General features: G+C 48.5%; 1 protein-coding gene. It reads right to left on the bottom strand.

Features of this window, described 5'->3' with window-relative positions:
* Nucleotides 1–1,783: DUF1549 domain-containing protein (locus WBA23_RS19305; RefSeq protein WP_424583917.1), on the bottom strand; the 1,783-nt coding region annotated here is incomplete at both ends.

Below are 1,783 nucleotides of genomic sequence, written 5' to 3'. Positions count from 1 at the left end.
AGAATGGTCAGCCGTAATCAGTGCCTCTGCTGCTTGAAGGCTTTTATTAGACGGCAGGTTAAACTCGTAGCGGAAGTGCCGCTTGCCGGGTTTGGGCAGTACGTCCCGCTCTACTTCAACCTCCCGGGTCCAAATCCAGGAAGCCGCTAGCTTGTCCGGCTCAGGATTGTAAGCGGCGGAATAATAGACTGGAGTAATTGCCTGACTCAACGCATCAGCGAACTGTTCGGCACTCAGTCGGCGACGAGCCGGGCCAGTAAATACGTACTCTTCTGACATCAGTGAGGCGGCCTTCTCGTACCGTACCGAAGGAAGCTGATAAGCTTGGGAAGTCATGATTCTCTCAAGCAAATGTTTCAGATCATAGTTATGATTAATAAAATCGGCCGCTAGCCAATCCAGTAAATCCGCACTCCAGGGTGCGTTATCCATTTCATCGAGGGGCACAATGATTCCCCTTCCCATCAGCCGGTCCCACAGCCGATTGGTAATGGTGCGGTACAAGCGTCCGTTTTCGGGTTTTACCATCACCTCCGAAAGGGCTTTTAGTTTTTCCTTGACCGTTTCGGCCTCAATGTGCCCTAATTCGGGGTAGAGAAACGATACCTGAGACATTTTTCCGGTAGGCTTATCGCAGCGATATATTTCCAGCGTAGAATCAGCAAAAATATTCGCAAATCCGTAGGCTTGATTCAACGTGACATTGCTAACAAAACTGTTGTGGCAGGAAGCGCATTTCAGATTCACCCCCATTAGCGACTGCGAGATGTTCTGCGCTGCCTGCATCTCAGTACGTTGGCTAGCGTTTACGACGCCCCGCCACTGAATTCCTTTGATGAACCCTTCAGATTCTTCGGTGGGATTGGTTAGCTCCTTCACCATTTTGTCGTAAGGTTTATTGGTGAGCAAAGATTCGTATAACCAACCAGTAATTTGCTTGCGACCACCCGTGATAAAACCAGTTCCAGAATAATCGTTTCTCAGTAAGTCATTCCAGAAACTAAGCCAGTGCTGAGTATAGTTTATATCGTCACTCAGTAATTCTTTTACCAACTGATTTCTCTTGTTAGGAGATGAATCTTGCTCAAAAGCATGCACATCATCTGGGCTAGGTAACAGACCAATCGCATCTAAGTAGGCTCGTCGTATAAATGTTCTATCATCCACTACGCCAAAGAACTCAACGCCTTTTTCTTCAAAGTAAGCGGTGGTGAGACGATCTACCGGATGCGCTAAATGATCGGTCCCCTTGGGCAACTTGGGCTGAGACAAAGCTAACTCCGCTTCGGGAAAAACCTTTAGTGACGCATCGGCCCAGTAAGCTCCCTGATCGATCCATAGGCTGATCAAAGCAATCTCTTCCTGGGACAATGCCTTGCCTTTGCCGGGCATCGACTCTTCGTGATCTCGCGGAAGTTTTACTCGACGGATAATTTCGCTACGCTCAGCATTGCCTTTCACGAGTATTTCACCGGACTCGCCACCGCGCATCACTCCAGCTTCAGTTTCTAGTACCAGTTCACCTTTCTGTTTGAGTTCGCTATGGCACTGGTAGCAGTTGTGGGCGAAAATTGCTCGTACTTCCAGGTTCAGCCGACTCAGTTGGTTCTCGCTCAGTGTCTTTTCATCCGACACTGAGGCAAATTCGGTCAATAGTTCAGCAGCCTTTCCTTCTTCGTACCCATCGTTATTCCAGGGTAACGTACTACTCAGAAAATCTTCTCCGTGGGTAAGACTAGCTCCTAAGTGCCCTGCTATTGTGAGAACCCCTACCGTTAGAAAT

Origin of the sequence: Tunicatimonas sp. (assembly GCF_049647865.1) — a bacterium.
Taxonomy (GTDB): domain Bacteria; phylum Bacteroidota; class Bacteroidia; order Cytophagales; family Cyclobacteriaceae; genus Tunicatimonas.
The sequence above is the reverse complement of the archived record's forward strand: the minus strand, read 5'-3'. Positions and strand labels throughout refer to the sequence as shown.